An 18,134-nucleotide genomic window follows, 5' to 3' on the forward strand; every position below is an offset into this window, starting at 1 on the left:
AGCTGCAGTATATGCTATTGTTTTTGCAATACCTTACTCAGGATCTTGTCTAGCTTTGCAGGATCCTCCATGTATTTTGCCAGATTGAATAATTTTACATTTCTGAATTCAACAGGATGACTTTCGCTTTGAAGGGAGATGTATCCTTCTTTTAAAGCTTTGCCATCGATTTTTACTGCAGGGTCGAAATTGGAAACATTGCCACCACCAATTTGTGGGTTGGTATATTTGAAAACCTCTTTGCCTTCCAGGCGATGACTTACTAATGAGTCGCCCAAAACTACAATCTCTGCCCTTACCCACTGGTCGCCATGATAGGTCTTTGATGTTGAGCTAACACAATGCGGAGTAAACAGCTTTCCGTTCAGAAATACATTGGTTCCGGGAGTACATAAATTCAGTGTACTTCTTTCATCTTTCCCGTTCCCCCCTAAAAACTGGGTTTCGAGAGAAATTGGGAAATCCTGGTTCAGTCCCATACTTTCGGGCGATTGTCCGTGCAGCATCACACCGCTATTTCGGATCGCCCATCCCGGTCCGCCAGGAATCTGATCACCTGTGAAGCGGTATTCAACCACCAGAACATAAGCTGAAAAAGGTTTTTTATAAAATATATGCCCGTAACGGTCTTTCCATTCTGAATAGCCATCGTATGAAACCTTCATAACCCCGTTTTCAACCCGAAAGGTATTCGCATAGTTGTCATTTAACGGGTGCCCATTAATTTTGACCTTCCAGTCTTTGAGATCTTTGCCATTAAAGAGGGTAGTCCAGCCTTTTTGAGCAAAACCTGAATTAGTAATAATTGCGAGGAAGAGGAATAAAACTATTTTTTTCATAAAATTTAGATACCTGTGGTTCACCTGGACCCTGTGGTTGCCCTTTGGTTGGTGTTATCACTAATCAATCTTTTACCAACCACCTGAAAGCTAAGATAGTGAAATTAGGGTAGTCGTGGTAAGGATTTAAGTGGTCGGTGTGAACACCGACCACAGGAAAATTGGACTACCTTGTATCTATAACGTTTTCAACATAAACTCCGCGACAGTCCATTTCAAACTCTAAATCCTGGACTGGAGGCCGATTGTAATGCCAGTCAATACCACTTAATGCTGCGCCACGTTTTACAATTTCGTTCACCATTACGTGGTGAATGTTATGGATAGTGTACAACTGGGTTGCCGTAGAATCTGCCCAGGTAAAGCCAAGACCAGCCATTCGACGTTCCATCTCATTAAGCACCCAGCGTCCCTTTTTCATTAGACCCTCCTGGGATATGTCACCAAGACTAATACTGTGAGTACGATAATCACTCATACCCTCTGGAGCTTCAGCACTACCAGCGATTACAAAAGAGGGTTTTGCCTTAGCATCAGGCATTGTGTAAGAAAAAGCATGAATACTCGGACTTAATGGTTTATTCAACTCTGGAATGACATTTGAGCGAGCTACAGGATTGTCACCACCTTCTTCGTAAATACCCCACGCTTTTAAGGTTTCTATATAAATGTTATTAAATTCAACAAAGCCTTGTTCAGTAAATGGCTCTGGCGAACGTAACTCGCAGGCTCCAAATGCAGCGAGCGGACGACCTAAAGTTTCGAGATGTTGTTGGATGCGTGAGAAGCCCTCTGTTAATGGCAGCGGCCGACTGAATCGTACACGTTCTAATCTATAACCATCCAGTGCTGTTATACCCGCAGAATACTGCCTTACACCCCGAAGATAACGATATGATCCAGGTTCAAAAATTTTTGTATCAGACATATTTATTTACGTATTTTTTTTACTAAAATACTGCAAAAATACTTGGAAATTCAATGCGGGAAAATGCTTATTGCTATTTAATTTGCCCTTTGGTTGGTGTGATCACCAACCAATATAACACTAGCCACCTGAGAGCTGATATAGCGAAATTAAGGTCCTGTGCTCGGTGAGAACACCAACCACAGGACCAGGAACATAGAATCTTATTGCAGGTATTAGTTATACTGCATCAGAGAGAGAAGAGAACGTAAAGTCCCTGATCTTCATCGGCGGTATCAATGCATTGGTATTCGATTCACCACTTACTGTACGTTCAGGTTTACCCAAAGCTTCCAGGTTGTTGAGCATAATGATCGGACTTTCATTGAACCTGAAGTTCTTCACCGGGAATTTGATCTCGCCATTCTCGATGTAAAAAGTACCATCGCGGGTTAGTCCGGTAAGCAGAACTGTTTGAGGATCCACACTGCGGATATACCATAAACGCGTAACCAAAATACCCTTTTCTGTGCCTTTAATCAGGTCTTCCAACGATTGATCTGTTCCGGCCATGATCACTGCATCAGGAGCTGGAGTAGCCTTTATGCCCTTCTTTTGTGCCCAATAGCGCGAATAGAAAAGGTTTTTCATCACACCGTTCTCAATCCAGTTTATTTTTTCCTGCGGTCTTCCATCACCGCTCCAGGTGCTGGTCGGTAGTTCAGGATGAAATGGATCTGAGTAAATATTTACACGTTCGTCGACGAGTTTTTCTCCCAGTTTGGTCAGTCCACCGGGTTTGCTCATAAAACTTCTTCCTTCATCCGCCTGACGGCCATCCATACCAAAGAACAGGTTTTCCAGCAAAACCAGCGCGGCAGCAGGTTCCAGAATTACGGTGTATTTACCCGGTTCAAGGGCCCTGGCAGAGGCAGAACTGGCAGCTTTAGTAGCCGCTGAGGCAGTTGCCCCCTTTACATCCAGCTTGCTGAAATCATTGTAAGATTTGGTGGCATAGCCTGAACCTTTTCCATCTTCTGTGCGCAAGGTCACATTGAAACTGACCCCGGTGGAGGTATTATAGGCAAACAAACCTTTTGAATTCATCATCGCCGCATAGGAGGTATTGTTCTCCAGGAATCCTGCAGCATTAAGTTTATTATCCTTTGAGATCTGCAAACTTGCTGCGACAGCATCTGCGCGTTCTTTCGGACCCATGTTTGCGGTAGACTGTACAAATGTTGGGGATGCGGGATAGGTTTGCGGACCCAGAAATGATACAAATTCCGGATTTTCAGGCGCAAGCATTGCTGTTTCTTCAGCCCTTTGAACTACTTTTTTCAGGGATTCATCATCAAACTCATTGATGGTGGCTACCCCCAGTTTTTTTCCGAAAGCCGAGGATACGACCAGGGTATTCTGGCTGATTCCTCCGCTTGTAGAAACCGAATTGCGGGCATAACGTATATTTCCGGCATCAGAACCATTGAGGTTTACCTCACATTCATCTGCTTTGGAATAGCTGAGCACTTTCTTTAATAAAGCCTGTGCCTCTTCTTTACTTAGTATTGACATGATCTTATCCTCAGATTTTTCTAGCTGTATTAATTACATTAACTCCGTTAAAACGTGTGGTGGCACAACCATGCGATACCGCACTGGTTTGCATGGGTTGTCCCTTTCCATCAAAGAATGAACCGCCAAGTCGATAATCGCTTTCATCGCACATATCACTGCAGGCGTTCCAGAACTCCTGGGTGTTGGCCTGATAAGCAACATCCTTAAGCATTCCGGCAATTTTACCTTCCTTAATTTCGTAATAAAGCTGTCCGCCAAACTGGAAATTATAACGCTGCTGGTCGATGGAGAATGAGCCATCACCAATGATGTAAATCCCTTTTTCGACGTTTTTAATCAGATCATCAATACTTTTCTTCTGTTTACCTGGCATCAGGGATACATTAGGCATACGCTGGAACTGAACACTGCTCCAGTTATCGGCATAGCAACATCCCTGCGATTCATTTAAGCCAACAATATGTGCCTGATCGCGGATCGCCTGGTAATTCACCAGTACACCATCTTTAATGATATCCCATTTTTTGGTGCCTACACCCTCATCGTCATAACCTACAGCGCCCAGAGATCCCGGCTGTGTTTTATCACCCTGGATATTGACCAGTTCACTGCCGTATTTGAAGTTCTTTGATTGCCACTTATCCAAGGTAAGGAAGCTGGTTCCTGCGAAATTTGCTTCGTAACCCAGTACACGATCCAGCTCTGTTGGGTGCCCTGAAGATTCATGGATTGTTAACCAAAGGTGTGAAGGATCCAGAACCAGGTCGTATTTACCGGCTTCAACCGATTTGGCTGTGATTTTTTGTCCCACCTGCTCTGCTGCCGATTTAGCATCTTCCAGCATATCGTAGCGGCCTTTGTACAGGGTGGTAATTCCCTTTATTTTATGCTCCGGACCAGCCTGAAGATATTCATAACCCATTCCCATTGGTGCACTCAAGGCATTTCGGGTTTCGAATTTGCCTGATTTCGCATCAATTTTTGTCAGGAAGAACGTGGGCCAGATCCGGTGCACATCCTGATCGATATAGGAACCATCAGTAGAGGCAAAATATTTTTGTTCGTTTACTAAAAAGAGGATTGAATTAGCATAATTCGCTCCGCCTTTCAATGCGGCATCGTTCACTGAAAGCAAAAGATCTACCTTTTCCTTCATCGGAACTTCAAAGGCATTCTTTTCTATCGGTGCTTTCCAGCTTACTTCTCCATAACCCTTTTGTGGGGCTAGTTGAACAGGTTCTGTCAGTAATCGGGAGTTCTCTTTGGCGATGGCAACAGCAAGTTCTGCTGCTTTGGCAATACTGTCGGTATCCATTTTATCAGTTGCGGCAAAACCCCAGCTGCCATTGGCAATTACCCTGACACCCATACCATAGCTTTCGGTGTTGACAATGTTTTGTACCTTGTCTTCGCGGGTTACTACGAACTGGTTTAAATATCGCCCAATGCGGACATCGGTATAGGTTGCACCGCGTGATTTGGCGGCATTCAGTGCGATATCGGCCATCCGTTTCTTCAATGCCGGATCGATCCGGTCCAATGCAGTATCCAGAGGCACATCCTTGCCCCATACCGGAATTGAGGGCATCATGGCTGCAGAAGCGCCCATGCCCGTCAGGTAAATAAAATCTCTTCTTTTCATCTAATTGGTTAGTTCAGGAATACCGCTTTGAGGGTAAAGACACCGTCAGAGCAATTATCAATTTTCAATTATCAACTCTCAATTAAGTTTAAATTTTCCTCCCCGTATTAATCACATTTACCCCTTTAAACAAAGTTGTAGAACAACCATGCGATACTGCACTCACCTGACTTGGCTGGCCTTTCCCATCGAAAAAGGATCCGCCGGTGCGATAATCTTTCTCATCGCAAATGGCTGAACATGCATTCCAGAATTCCTGGGTATTGGCCTGGTAGGCTACGTCCTTTAATAATCCGCCGATCTTGCCGTCTTTGATCTCAAAGCAAAGTTGTCCGCTGAACTGGAAGTTATATCGCTGTTGATCAATTGAGTAAGAGTTACGTCCGAAAATATAAATTCCTTTCTCCACGTTTTTGATCATATCCGCCGGACTGAGAGCTGCTTTTCCAGGTTTCAGAGAGACATTTGGCATGCGCTGGAATTGTACGCTGCTCCAGCTGTCGGCATAGCAGCAGCCCTGTGATTCGGGCAGGCCTAAAATATGTGCCTGATCGCGGATGGTCTGGTAATTAACAAGTATACCATCCTTAATAATATCCCAGTTCTTGCATTTTACACCCTCATCATCGTAGCCAACAGCCGCTAGTGAACCTTTCTGAGTTTTATCGGCTTCAAAATTGACAATATCGCTTCCAAACTTGAATTTCTTGCTTTCCCATTTATCCAGGGTCAAGAAACTTGTTCCTGCATAATTGGCTTCGTAACCCAAAACACGGTCGAGTTCTGAAGGATGACCTACTGATTCGTGTATGGTCAGGAACAAATTAGTGGGATCGATCACCAGATCATATTTTCCGGCTTCTACAGGTTTGGATCTCAGTTTTTCATCAACATGCCGGGTTGCGGTGGTCACATCCTCCAGCATATTGTAGCGATTTTTGTAGATCGTAAATAATCCGTCAATCTCTTCTTCCTTCTTCGGGATCAGGTATTCATAACCCATACCCATTGGAGAACTAAGTGAATTCCTGGTCTCAAATTTCCCCGATTTCGGATCTATTTTAGTCACTGTGAAGGTTGGCCAGAGCCGGTGCACATCCTGATCGATATAGGAACCTTCAGTGGAAGCAAAGTACTTTTGCTCATTTACAAGGAATAAAGATGAATTGATGTAATTGGCACCACCTTTCATGGCTGCATCATTCACTGCCAACAGAAGTTCAGTTTTCTCTTTGATCGGGATCTCAAATGCATTCTTCTCAATCGGAGTTTTCCAGCTGACTTCGCCATAGCCTCTTTGGGAGGCAAGTTTTACAGGCTCGGTCAGCAGCTTTGAATTCACTTTGGCGATCTGAACTGCCGTTGCTGCAGCACGGGCAATATTATCTTCGGTTAACTGATCAATCGAGGCAAAACCCCAGCTTCCATTTGCAATGACACGGATACCCATACCATAGGATTCGGTATTGCTGATGTTTTCAACCCGGTTTTCGCGGGTGGTCAGAAACTGGTTCAGGTATCTTCCGATCCTGACATCTGCATAAGTTGCTCCTTTTGAACGCGCAGCATTCAATGCCACATCAGCAAGCCGCTTTTTCAGGGCTGTATCAACAGGGATCAATGCTTCTTCCATGGCAATATCCCGGCCAATGACCGGTACCGATTGCAGCATGGATGCACCAAGTCCAATCCCTGATACATATAGAAAATCTCTTCTTCTCATAACGATAATTTTTTAATCATGGGTTAATGCCGTTATAATTTTAGACAGCGTCAGAAAGAGATGAGAAAGTAAAGTCCCTGATTTTCATCGGCGGAACAATCATACTACCATTTCGTTCAGCCTTACCCAGAGCCTCTACATTATTCAGCATAATGATCGGACTCTCATTAAACCTGAAGTTTTTGATCGGGAACATAATTTTTCCATTTTCAATATAGAAAGTACCGTCACGTGTAAGTCCTGTTAAAAGTAATGTTTGAGGATCTACGCTTCGGATATACCAAAAACGGGTTACAAGAATTCCTTTTTCAGTGCTTTTGATCAGCTCTTCCAACGATGCAGAACCACCTTCCATAATGATTCTACCTGCACCCGGAAGTGGCTTTACGCCTTTTTTTTGTGCCCAGAAACGTGAATAGCTCAGGTTTTTGACGACACCTTTTTCTACCCAGCTGGTTCTCTCAACGGGAAGCCCGTCATCATTCCATGTTGCAGAAGGAAGATCCGGGTTAAACGGATCTGAATAAATATTTACCTGCTCATTGAACAGCTGCTCACCCAAACGTGTTCCTCCGCCCTTCTTGCTCATAAAGCTTCTGCCTTCTTCGGCGCCACGGGCGTCAAAACCCCTCACCAGGTTGGAAAGCATGTCACTGGCCGCAAGCGGTTCCAGAATGACAGTATATTTCCCGGGTTCTATTGCCCTTGCACCGGCAGAGCCATTGGCTTTGCCTGCAGCAATTTTAGTCAGTGCCAGTGTATCCAGTTTCCTGACATCATTAAAACTGTTACTGACATAACCCGAACCTGTGCCTGCCTGATTTCTGGTGGTTACAGAAAATGAAACATCTGTATCCTTATTATAGGCAAAGAGCCCTTTGGAATTCATGATCGCACGGAAGCTCGTGGTATTCTCAAGGAAGCCCGCTGCTTCAAGATTTGCTGCTTTTGCTACCTCCAGACTTTTTCTGACAGCCTCAGCCCTGATATCAGGATTGACTGCCGCTGTTGCTGAATTGTAGGTGATCGATTCAGCAAATGTTTTTGGTCCTTCGAGGGAAACGTATTCGGGGTTAGGTGGTGCCAGCTGGGCCAGTTCTTCCGACCTTCTGACTACCTTTTCAAGGGAGGCATCATCAAATTCATTGATGGTTGCTGACCCTGTTTTTTTGCCGAATGTGGAACTGATCGCCAGGTCCATTGAGCTCATATCACCTGCAGTTGAAACCGCATTACGTGCATAGCGGATGTTACCCCCCTCGCTGCCGTCCAGGCTAACTTCACACTCATCTGCTTTCGAAAAGCTTAATGCTTTTTTTAGAATTGCCTGAGCTTCTTCTTTACTTAATATGCCCATATCTTATATTTTTCTTGCTGTGTTTATAACATTTACTCCGTTAAATCGTGTTGTTGAACTGCCGTGAGAAACGGCATTCGACTGGCTTGGCTGTCCCTTGCCATCATTAAATGCACCACCAAGGCGATAATCGCTTTCATCACATACTGCACCGCAGGCATTCCAGAATTCCTGGGTATTCGACTGATAAGCAACATCCTTAAGCATTCCAACGATCTTACCTTCTTTGATCTCGTAGAACATTTGTCCGCCGAACTGAAAATTATAACGCTGCTGATCGATTGAAAAAGATCCGTCGCCGATGATATAAATGCCTTTTTCTACATTTTTGATCATGTCGTCAACACTTAATTTTTCTTTACCGGGCTGCAGGGAAATGTTTGGCATCCGCTGGAACTGAACATCCTGCCAGCTTTGGGCATAGGAGCAGCCTTGTGATTCATTTAATCCGATCATATGTGCCTGATCACGGGTAGCCTGGAAGTTGACCAGGATGCCATCCTTCACAATATCCCATTTTTTGCATGCTACACCCTCGTCATCATAACCTACAGCACCCAAAGAACCTTTCTGAGTCTTATCTGCAACAACATTCACCAGCTTATTTCCGAAGTTGAATTTTTTAGAATTCAGTCTTTCCAGGCTCAGGAAACTGGTCCCGGCATAATTGGCTTCATATCCCAGTACCCTGTCCAGTTCAGTAGGATGACCTACAGATTCATGAATAGTTAACCAGAGGTGGGATGGATCGAGAACCATGTCGTACTTGCCGGGTTCAACCGATTTGGCCTTCATTTTCTCATCCACATTTGCTGTGGCCGCTTTCACATCTTCAAGTATGTCGTAACGGTCTTTGTAACGTGTTACGATTCCTTTGACCTTACTACTTTCTTTAGGTTCAAGATACTCATAACCCATGCCCATCGGGGTACTTAATGAGCGGATAGTATCGAACTTACCGCTGCTGCGGTCGATTTTAGTCACTGTAAAGTTCGGGTAGATCCTGTGGATATCCTGATCGATATAGGAACCGTCTGTAGAGGCAAAATATTTCTGCTCATTTACTGCAAAAATCACCGAATTGACAAAACTGGCACCGCCCTGCATGGCAATGGCATTGGTGTTAAGAAGAAGGTCTACTTTTTCCTTTACCGGAACTTCAAAAGCATTCCGTTCTATCGGAGATTTCCAGCTTACCTCACCATAACCCTTTTGCGGGGCAAGCTTTACCGGTTCTCCCTGAATTTTGGCATTAGCTTTTGCAACTGCCACAGCCCTTTCGGCGAGTTTGGCAATATTTTCCTTTTCGACATTGTTTGATGAGGCAAAGCCCCAGCAGCCATCAGCAATAACGCGGATTCCTACTCCGAACGACTCGGTATTAGCCACGCCCTGCACCCGGTTTTCACGTGTAGCAACGAACTGGTTTAAATATCGGCCAATGCGGATGTCAGCATAACTTGCACCCTTTGAGCGTGCAGCGTTCAGCGCCACATCGGCCAATGCTTTTTTAAGCCCGACATCCATTCCATCCAGTGCCTGCAATGGATCAATGGAATTACCCAAGACAGATAGTCCCGGAAGCATGAATGCACCGGCCCCCATTCCACTCAGGTAGAGAAATTCACTTCTTTTCAATACGTTATCCTCCTGTTAATTGGTTAGTAGAGTTGCCCCGGACCAGATCCGGGATGGTTTTATAAATTGAAGTTAAAACATTTTTGCTTCAAGCCATAAATATGTGCAACAAAGTATAAATAATATGAAAAAATAAATGGACGGGACTGTTTTCTGGTAATATCTTTCTGGAATATTTTGCTCATAGCTTTCCGAAAAAGCCTTTCCTGCCACTTTTGTGGTATTTTTTATTTTTTCTCCTGCCTGCACTAATGCCCAGTCATTTTTATTAAAGACATAAAACCAGCTTTGACTTAAATCTGGAGGATTCCCGATCTCAAGTAAATTCCAGCCACTTTTTTGTGGCCAGAAGGGGGCTGTCCATTGGAATCCCAGAACCGGATCCTGAGCGAATTTTAACAAGTCACCCTCTGAGCTGGCGACAGGAATGGAATCAGAACCGGTTTCAATAATGATTGATGTTTCCTCATTAAGCACCGGTAAAGGATCTTTTAATGCCCAAACTGAATTTAATTCTTTCATCCTCGCAACTTCCCCGATAAGCTTTGACCAGTAGGAAGAGTAGGACTTGAGATCATTCCCAAGTATCCAGGTATAGGTATCATTAATACTGCTGAGCAGGATTTTGCCTCTGCCGTATAATTTGCTGCTTACCATAATGTTAGCTTTATCGTCCCTTACCAGGGCCTGATTCCCTTCTTTTGGAAGTATTCTGAATGAGCCTGAAGAGACTAAGGCCATTTTTTTTGTACTGTAATCATCCCAGTGCAGACTGATGGTTTTTTTATCTGCCCGAGCTAAGGCACTGGTTTCGAAAAATCCTTTGAAAAATTCCTGGCCCTTACTGATGCTGTCAGCGATCATGATGAGTCCCATGCCATTGTTCAGCTGATTCTGTATGGCCTGGTTCTCCGCCCGGCTCAGGGCCGATAATTCATCCGGATCACTGATCAGTACATCGAAATTTTCAAGAACAGAGGGCGTAATGCGATCCAGATTGATCCTTGTACTATTCAAAAATTCGGTACTGAATTTATTTTTGCTGATTGCTGAACGAACAGCAATAGAATATCGATTTTGAAACAGCCAGTTCTTCAGGAATTTATTTTCGAAATCAGGAGATGAGGATAGAATGAGAATATTCAACGGATCCTGAGCTTGTACAAACACAGGTACTTTTTCATTCAGGATACTGTCTTCTGCAGCAATGCCAATCAGAGCATAAACCGCCTTATCCAGGTGCTTTGGAATGGTTTTTAGCTGAAAATTCTCAGACTTGCCGGCGGAAATGCTCACTGAATCCAGATTCGTTCCCAAACCTTTCAGTATGAGTTTTACCGGTTTATCAGCGGTGTTCAGATAACTCCCACTCACCATAAGCTGCTCTCCTGAATGTATAGTCATGTTCCAATGAACAGACTGCACTCCTGAAGGCAGGGGAGAAGGATGGAAAATCAGACTCTTATCCTTTATTACTTCCAATTCCTGATCCTCAAGGCCGTAACCCAGAACGTGAAATTTAGAAAATTGCTGATTTGTAGTCAGAAAACCGGCCAAATCCGGTATCAGTTTCAAAGATTTGACCTTATTAGCTATTTTGGGATCAGTAGTAAATGCAGGTAAGCCCTTGAATCTGTCAAGACTGTCTTTTTGAAATCCGTCTGTGATTAAAATGGCGGTATTTTCTTCTTTTAGCTCTCCTTTTTTTTGATAAGTGATGGGTATTGCGATGAAAATCAGTGCAATAGCTGCAAGACAACTGGCAGTAATCCTGAGGATCAGGTTGGCCTTATTCTTTCGCTGTATTTCTTTCAGGATAAGAAATCCAAGCAGAACAAGTGCTGATATGATGATATAGCTGTTCTCCATATTATGGCCTGCTCCGGTTTAAATTATTGAAATACTCTTTAGAAAGTGCCGATCCCGGTCCGATATTCTTTGCCTGCGGCACTTTCATCTCATCCCTTATCATTTTCTGATAGGCAGCTTCAACACTAAGAATATCTGTTAATTTAGCTTTGCTGCCGGTATTCATGATTCTCCTTAAGGCAGTCAGCGCACTCAGAAATTCTGCCGGTTTTGCAGAGGCCTTTTCGGCCAGTAAAGTGCCTGAATCCTGCAGGACTGTACTTTCCTCAGAGCTCAGTCTGTCGCCATTTTTCAAACGTGCAAGCACTGCTGTAGCTTTTTTCAGAGATCTTTCCCGGTTTTCGCTTTTATCTGATTTTCGCTCATTTAAAGGCCGGATAATTTTGTCGAGTTCGCCGCTTAGTCGTTTTTCTGCCTTAATTTGAGGGGCTTTGAATGCTGTTTTGGCGACATAAACCCTCGATTTTTGCTGCAGATCTTTCAGCAGGCGAAGGGCTTTATATTCAAAGGTCAGCGCCTCTTCAGGCTTATAGGTTCGCAATCGTAATTCAGCCTTCCACATCTCAGCAAGAGTAGCTTTGAGCTGAGCTTTCAGTTCAGGTTCGAAGAAGGTGGCATCCTCAGCGATATCATGTTTATGGGCATAACCGTCCAGCATTTTTTCGGCATTGCCAAAGTCTATGGCCTCATTTTCTGTATGATCATCATGTTCCTCACCAATCTCTTCATCTGTTTCTTCGCCAAGAAATTTGCCATAACGCAGGCGCAAAAGTTTTTGGTCAATGCCCAGGTTATTACTTCGGTTCTTAAACTCTGTTTCATTGGTCTGGTGCTTTTCTTTGATCAGTTTTTCGGTATCTATAATGATCTGTCGCTGGCTTCTGAAATACTCCGGAACCAGATTTACGCCCGAAAGCATACCATCCATGCTCATCAGCTGAACCGTATCCTGAATGGTGATGATGTACACATCTGAACGGCTTTCCTGCTTCCGGTTGTCTTTTACATTGATGAAAAAATACAATTCATCGCCCGGAGCCATTCCCATAGCCTCAAGATTCAGCGTTTTTTTAAACTGATATTGCCGTTCGCTGTCAAATGATGCGGAGAGACTGATTTTTTGATCTTTAAACTGTACACCCTCGCCTTTGCCACGGCTTATGGTTGCCGAAATAAATGCATCTTCAATCCCGTAATCATCATTAATCTGAACATTTAATGCGGTCTTTTTTGGTTCACCGATGTCGATGCTGCTGTATTGTGCCGGACTAATGATCCTGATCACTGCCGGCTGATCCTTTATCGTTTCGAGTTTATAGAAATCTGAAAGTTTCCCCTCCAGTTTCATCTGGTAAAATCCGGAGCTGTCTATTCTTTTATTGAATGCCCATCTTGTCCTTTGCTTGTTCAGGGCACGGAGACTGATGCTTTGCTTATCATTGAAAATGAATTCGGGGGTATTAACCGGCTGGTTAGTCTCAATTTCCCAGCTAATAACAGAACCTTCTTCTACTCTTGCCGAAAATTGTTTTTGTGTTCTTGATGATTTTTTGGTGTATGCCGGCGGACTTATCTTCAGGCTGACCGATTCGATGCCGGGGAGCAGGGTTTCTTTTAGCTCAGGCAGATCTGAGCTTTTCCCTGCTATCTGAGTGATGTCGATTCTGTTAAGCAGGTCAAACTTGTTTAATATCAATGAAATGATCAGGGAAGCGAAAAAGATCAGGGCAGAGATCTTCAGGCGGCGATAGATTGAAGCGGGAGTTTCAACAGTACTTAATTCGGCTTCAATTTTCCTGATTTGAAGTTTTTCAAGTGTGTTGAGGGTATTTTCTGCTTTTAGAAACAGATCCGAACTTTCTTCAAGCTGAGGATAGCTTTGGTTCAGCAGCCGGGTAACTTCATTCAGGCTAAGATTCAAAATTCCTGATCTCAGGATTAATCCGATAGCAAGGGGAATCAAAATTCCCGGAATCCACCAGAAAGAAACCTGCGCAAATTCAGACCAGACAAAGAAGTTCAGGACAGCGATAGATGCGGCAATTAAAATCGAAGAAAGCAGCCATGAGCTGATCCAGAGCGTCCTGACTTTATTGATATATCGTTTTCCCGCCATATTTCCCATCTCAGTTTACGTTTTTTCTGAATGATAGCCAGCGTTCGGCAAGAAACAAAAGCATCAGACTTATCCAGAAGACATGTTTAAGGTCTGATTCAGCATTTTTTAGTACTGATCCTGATTTAATTTGTGCCTTTGCAGGGAGAATCCATGATTCAGTTATAGATCTGCTGTCATAAGAATCAGAAACCGAATTGTGGAGTTCTGGAATTATTAGTGGTACCAGGATTTTTGCAAAATCCTCATTCCAGACCAGTCCGTTCCATTCTGGGTTAAAGCGGGTATAAAAATGGTAAAGCTTTAGCTTATTTACGGTTTCCAGATCCAGTAATGGCTGCCCGAATCCGTCCTCCCAGACAGTGTAATTATTTTTTGAAGGTTCAGCTATGGCTACTCTTTTTCGTAGTTTGATTTCTTCTTTTTGCAATGAGTGTTCAGGCAATTTGATCAGGCTGTTTACTTCCTCTGTTTTACCCTTCTCATAAATAAACAGGGAGGAACCTGCCCTGAGGTTCCTGATCTGAGATTCAGCGGGCTTTTTTTCAGAAAGCCAGAATATTATATTTTGATCACCGTTTATTGCTCCTGAATTGACCGAACTTAATTCGATCTTTTTTTCAGTATATTTTTGGATTGCTCTGATTGCTGCGTTCAGGTATTCTGCATCTTTTTCGAAATGATCAGTATAAACAGCAATCCGGATTGCAGAAGTATCGATGCGCACAGGCTTTTGCTCTGATAAGGAAGCATTTTTAAAGCTAAGACTCGTATTGCCATCCTGAATATCTATGGCAAATTCTGCCTTTCTGTTAGATGGATCAATATTTACAGGAATCTTTTTGATGCCCTTTGGTTCAGATTGGGCAATAACTGCCCTGATGGAGTCATTAGTAAACCAGGCACCTTCTATCCATGTAGCATTGGAATCTTTTGGAATATAAATTTTCCAGTTAAGTTTTGTGACAATTTCAGGGCGCTCACCTTTGAAACGATTAAGCCGGTTTGGTGTGAAAATATATGCCCGGAGCCCGGCAGGGATTTCATGATCCAGCATCCTGAGAAGCGACCAGTAGGAAAGCTGAGTGGCAATATTGTCGTTTATGGTTTCGGAATCCTTGAGTTTATTAATATCCGCTGCTTTAAATCCCGGTTCAAATAAATGAAGATTATAACCTGCCTTGTTCAGCGAGTCTATTTCCTTTTGAAAATGGGAATAGGTTTCTGTGAAATTGTCTTTTTCGATCAAAATCCAGCCCCCCTCCTGATTGGCAGTATTTGAACTGATCCATACAGGTTCTGCCAGTAATATTGAAACAATGATGATCAGAAGGCAACGTAATAATAGTAGAAGCAAGTCAAGCAGGCGCAGGCTGCGGGCATTTTGCCTGGAACTTTCATTGAGCAGACTCACACTGCCAATTTTCAGTGTTTTTCCTTTTTTAACATTCCATAAATGAATCAGCAGCGGAATTATTATTCCGCTTATTCCAAATAGCCATATGGGGTTAAGTATCTGGAACATTTAAGATCTTAGTTTATTACGTTGATTCAAAAAGTCACGCAGGGCCTGATCCAGAGGCTGATCCATACTGATCAGTCTGTAACTGATCTGTCTGTCGAGCATTTCCATTCTTAATTGGGAAAGATGTTTTTCCAGGTTTTCCTGGTAGCCCTTTTTAGAAGTATTTGCGTCAATTTTAAGGGTCTCACCGGTTTCGAGATCCTCAACTGCCGTGTAGCCTTTATAATCCAGATCCATCTCGTTTTTCCCCATCAGATGGAAAACAATGACCTCGTTTTTTAATGCTGAAAGAGTGTCGAGTAAATTGAAGATCTCTCCGTTCTGTTCATAAAGATCGCTGATAAATACCAGCAGTTCCCGTTTTCGGGAACCGGAATAAATGTCTTTATAATTGATCGCTTTGGTGAATTTTCCTCCGGCTTTGATTCCCTCAAGCTGATGGAACATTCTTGAAAGGTGCTGGAAATCCTGGCGGGCGGCCAAAGAAAATAGGCCATCCTCATTGAAAACGTAAAGGCCGATAGCATCTCCCTGTAAATTTGCAAGGTAAGCCAGTGAAGCGGCCAGATAGCGGGCATAGTCGATCTTTTTGACTCCTCGGTCTTCATGGTTCATTGATCCGCTGGCATCAATGAGAAACCTGACCGAAATACTGGTTTCCACCTCCGATTCACGAATATAATAACGGTCAGACCGTCCGTACATTTTCCAGTCCAGCCAGCGAAGGTCATCACCAGGCTGATAGCTTCGGTACTGGCTGAATTCGAGCCCGGGACCTTTAATTGAACTTTTATTAATACCTGTCATAAATCCATCGATAACAGTTTTTGCTGCCAGCGACAAATCTTTAATAGCCATTAAGACTTTCGGGTCTAATAATTTGCTCATAAGATGGGTTTTATAGGGTACCCCGAATCAGAGAATGTTTATCTCTATGAAATTCAGTTTTATACATCAGCCCTGGGCCGTTCTGTTGATTTGATCAGTTCGGCGGTAACCAGGTCAGTACTCACATTTTCAGCTTCGGCTTTAAAATTCACCAGGATACGGTGTCTTAAAACAGGGTAGGCCATGGCATGCAGGTCTTCCATGATCACGGCATAACGCCCTTTTAAAAGTGCTCTGGCTTTGGCCGTCAGGATCAGTGCCTGCCCGGCACGCGGACCGGCGCCCCATCTTACCCATTCTTTTACATAATCTGAAGTCGTCGTATCTGGACGGCTTGTACGAATCAGCTTTCCAACATAGTTTATAAGGTCATCACTAATGCTGACATCCCGCACCAGGGATTGGATTTGCCGGATCTCTTCTCCGGTCAAAACCGGTTCTACTGTTTGTGTTTTTGAACCCGTTGTGCTGCTCAGAATTCCATATTCTTCCTGCTCACTAGGGTAACCGATCTTAACGAAAAGAAGAAAACGGTCTAACTGTGCCTCCGGTAATGGATAGGTACCTGCCTGCTCGATCGGATTTTGGGTTGCCAGAATAAAAAACGGAAGATTCAGGGGATAGGTTTGACCGCCATAGGTTACCTCAAATTCCTGCATGGCTTCAAGCAATGCCGATTGTGTTTTGGGGGGTGTCCGGTTGATCTCGTCGGCAAGAATAATATTTGCAAACAGGGGGCCTTTGTTAAACTTAAAGAAGCGCTTTCCGGTAGCATGGTCTTCTTCCAGAATCTCAGTGCCGATGATATCTGTCGGCATCAGATCAGGTGTGAACTGTATTCTGCGGAATGAAAGGTGAAGGGCCTGCGAAAGTGTTTTGACCATCAATGTTTTTGCAAGGCCGGGAACTCCTTCCAGTAAGCAATGCCCGCCTGCCATTAAAGCAATGATCAGCTCTTCCAAAACCTGGTCCTGCCCGATAATTACTTTTTGTACCTCTTTTTTTAATCCGGGAAGTTTAGCCAGGATTGTTTTAATATTGCTCTCTGAAATTTCCAATTCTGTATGATAATTGCTGGTTAGCGGATTGTAATGATTAGGAAAATTAAAAATAAATTGGCTGAAAGAAGGAGAATTTTTATTGGCCTATCAGCTAATTTACATAAAATCGTCTCTGAAACTCATTTCGGAATAATTATAGCAATAATTTAGTTGAATGTTTAGTTCAAGGTTCACATTTGCAAGAATAAAATATCGTTCAGGTAACTGGGATACTGATCAGCGTATGCCTGCAAATTTGCTGAATTCGCTGGTGGAGTATACTACGATTCCAATTGATCAGGAAGAGAAAATTGTGGATCTTGCTGGCAGTGAGCTGTTTTTATATCCGTTTACTTATCTCAGCGGACATAAGCTGGTTCAATTTAATCAGCAGGAGAGGACCAATTTTAAGAAATATGTGGAGAATGGGGGCTTCGTTTTTGTGGATGATTGTAATCATGATATAGACGGCCTTTTTGCAAAATCATTTGAAGCGCAAATGAGTTCCTTATTCGGGCCTGCGGCTTTGAAGAAAATACCCAATAGTCATGAGATCTACCGGTCCTTTTTCAAATTTGAAAAGGGGCCTCCAACTACTTCCTTTGAGTTGAACGGTTGGGGTGATGATCTGGTGCATGATTATTTAAAAGCAATTGAAATAAACGGCCGGATCGGGGTGCTGTACAGCAATAAGGATTACGGCTGCGAATGGGACTATGATTTCCGGAATAAACGCTTCTATGCAGAGGATAATACGAAGTTTGGTGTGAATATTATTATGTATGCGATGGGGGTATAATTAGCAAATTAGCAAATGAGATAATTAGCAAATTAGCAACCTGATAGCTATAGGGTGGGGATCGTTGTTAGGGAGGGGGATGAGGAGATTCCAGCTTTCGCTGACAAATAGGGAGGGAAGTATATGTAGGTTCCAGCTTTCGCTCAATGTCATTAAGTTAAGGATTTAAGTTACTGTTTATCAGCTATTTAGGTTGATATTGCAAATTATTTT

Annotated in this window: 13 protein-coding genes; 1 reads left to right on the forward strand and 12 read right to left on the reverse strand. The window is 43.3% G+C overall.

The genetic code is table 11. The features are described from left to right. Nucleotides 1-14: 14 nt before the first annotated feature. The 12 genes from P2W72_RS12570 to P2W72_RS12625 form a co-directional block, all read right to left on the reverse strand. Nucleotides 15-839, reverse strand: a complete 825-nt coding sequence (locus P2W72_RS12570) for a DUF1080 domain-containing protein (protein ID WP_276363068.1) — start codon at nt 837-839, stop codon at nt 15-17. A gap of 166 nt (nt 840-1,005) precedes the next feature. Next, entirely contained in the window at nt 1,006-1,767 is a 762-nt protein-coding gene (locus tag P2W72_RS12575; protein WP_276363071.1) for a hypothetical protein, read from the reverse strand. Between the two features lie 219 nt (nt 1,768-1,986). Continuing rightward, a complete protein-coding gene (locus tag P2W72_RS12580; RefSeq protein WP_276363074.1) occupies nt 1,987-3,321 on the reverse strand; it encodes a TldD/PmbA family protein in 1,335 nt (444 codons plus the stop codon). A gap of 10 nt (nt 3,322-3,331) precedes the next feature. Further along, nucleotides 3,332-4,966 (reverse strand): TldD/PmbA family protein, encoded by a 1,635-nt coding sequence (locus tag P2W72_RS12585; RefSeq protein WP_276363077.1) that lies wholly within the window; start codon nt 4,964-4,966, stop codon nt 3,332-3,334. Nucleotides 4,967-5,054: 88 nt separating this feature from the next. Then, nucleotides 5,055-6,689: a TldD/PmbA family protein gene (locus tag P2W72_RS12590; RefSeq protein WP_276363079.1), complete on the reverse strand. Its 1,635-nt coding sequence runs from the start codon at nt 6,687-6,689 to the stop codon at nt 5,055-5,057. 40 nt (nt 6,690-6,729) lie between these two features. After that, complete coding sequence (locus tag P2W72_RS12595) at nt 6,730-8,046, reverse strand: TldD/PmbA family protein (RefSeq protein ID WP_276363081.1); 1,317 nt, start codon at nt 8,044-8,046, stop codon at nt 6,730-6,732. Between the two features lie 3 nt (nt 8,047-8,049). Continuing rightward, the gene (locus tag P2W72_RS12600; protein WP_276363084.1) at nt 8,050-9,684 is read right to left on the reverse strand and encodes a TldD/PmbA family protein; all 1,635 of its coding nucleotides are present in this window, start codon (nt 9,682-9,684) and stop codon (nt 8,050-8,052) included. Between the two features lie 72 nt (nt 9,685-9,756). Beyond that, nucleotides 9,757-11,553, reverse strand: coding sequence for a hypothetical protein (locus P2W72_RS12605; protein WP_276363087.1), 1,797 nt, complete (start codon nt 11,551-11,553; stop codon nt 9,757-9,759). Nucleotide 11,554: 1 nt separating this feature from the next. After that, nucleotides 11,555-13,669: a hypothetical protein gene (locus P2W72_RS12610; protein ID WP_276363090.1), complete on the reverse strand. Its 2,115-nt coding sequence runs from the start codon at nt 13,667-13,669 to the stop codon at nt 11,555-11,557. 10 nt (nt 13,670-13,679) lie between these two features. After that, nucleotides 13,680-15,194 carry a BatA domain-containing protein gene (locus tag P2W72_RS12615; RefSeq protein ID WP_276363093.1) on the reverse strand — a complete coding sequence of 505 codons (1,515 nt, stop codon included), beginning with the start codon at nt 15,192-15,194 and terminating at the stop codon, nt 13,680-13,682. After that, a complete protein-coding gene (locus P2W72_RS12620) occupies nt 15,195-16,082 on the reverse strand; it encodes a DUF58 domain-containing protein (RefSeq protein WP_276363095.1) in 888 nt (295 codons plus the stop codon). Between the two features lie 59 nt (nt 16,083-16,141). Next, complete coding sequence (locus tag P2W72_RS12625) at nt 16,142-17,140, reverse strand: MoxR family ATPase (RefSeq protein WP_276363098.1); 999 nt, start codon at nt 17,138-17,140, stop codon at nt 16,142-16,144. A gap of 157 nt (nt 17,141-17,297) precedes the next feature. Here P2W72_RS12625 and P2W72_RS12630 point away from each other — a divergent pair, with 157 nt between their 5' ends. Next, nucleotides 17,298-17,921, forward strand: coding sequence for a DUF4159 domain-containing protein (locus P2W72_RS12630; protein WP_276363101.1), 624 nt, complete (start codon nt 17,298-17,300; stop codon nt 17,919-17,921). The last annotated feature ends 213 nt before the right edge of the window (nt 17,922-18,134 follow it).

This window comes from Daejeonella sp. H1SJ63 (assembly GCF_029360775.1).
GTDB lineage: Bacteria > Bacteroidota > Bacteroidia > Sphingobacteriales > Sphingobacteriaceae > Daejeonella.

Excerpts from the sequence above, each read along its gene's own strand:
- P2W72_RS12570 (WP_276363068.1), bottom strand. The coding sequence starts at position 839 with ATGAAAAAAATAGTTTTATTCCTCTTCCTCGCAATTATTACTAATTCA.
- P2W72_RS12575 (WP_276363071.1), bottom strand. The coding sequence starts at position 1,767 with ATGTCTGATACAAAAATTTTTGAACCTGGATCATATCGTTATCTTCGG.
- P2W72_RS12580 (WP_276363074.1), bottom strand. The coding sequence starts at position 3,321 with ATGTCAATACTAAGTAAAGAAGAGGCACAGGCTTTATTAAAGAAAGTG.
- P2W72_RS12585 (WP_276363077.1), bottom strand. The coding sequence starts at position 4,966 with ATGAAAAGAAGAGATTTTATTTACCTGACGGGCATGGGCGCTTCTGCA.
- P2W72_RS12590 (WP_276363079.1), bottom strand. The coding sequence starts at position 6,689 with ATGAGAAGAAGAGATTTTCTATATGTATCAGGGATTGGACTTGGTGCA.
- P2W72_RS12595 (WP_276363081.1), bottom strand. The coding sequence starts at position 8,046 with ATGGGCATATTAAGTAAAGAAGAAGCTCAGGCAATTCTAAAAAAAGCA.
- P2W72_RS12605 (WP_276363087.1), bottom strand. The coding sequence starts at position 11,553 with ATGGAGAACAGCTATATCATCATATCAGCACTTGTTCTGCTTGGATTT.
- P2W72_RS12610 (WP_276363090.1), bottom strand. The coding sequence starts at position 13,669 with ATGGCGGGAAAACGATATATCAATAAAGTCAGGACGCTCTGGATCAGC.
- P2W72_RS12615 (WP_276363093.1), bottom strand. The coding sequence starts at position 15,194 with ATGTTCCAGATACTTAACCCCATATGGCTATTTGGAATAAGCGGAATA.
- P2W72_RS12620 (WP_276363095.1), bottom strand. The coding sequence starts at position 16,082 with ATGAGCAAATTATTAGACCCGAAAGTCTTAATGGCTATTAAAGATTTG.
- P2W72_RS12630 (WP_276363101.1), top strand. The coding sequence starts at position 17,298 with ATGTTTAGTTCAAGGTTCACATTTGCAAGAATAAAATATCGTTCAGGT.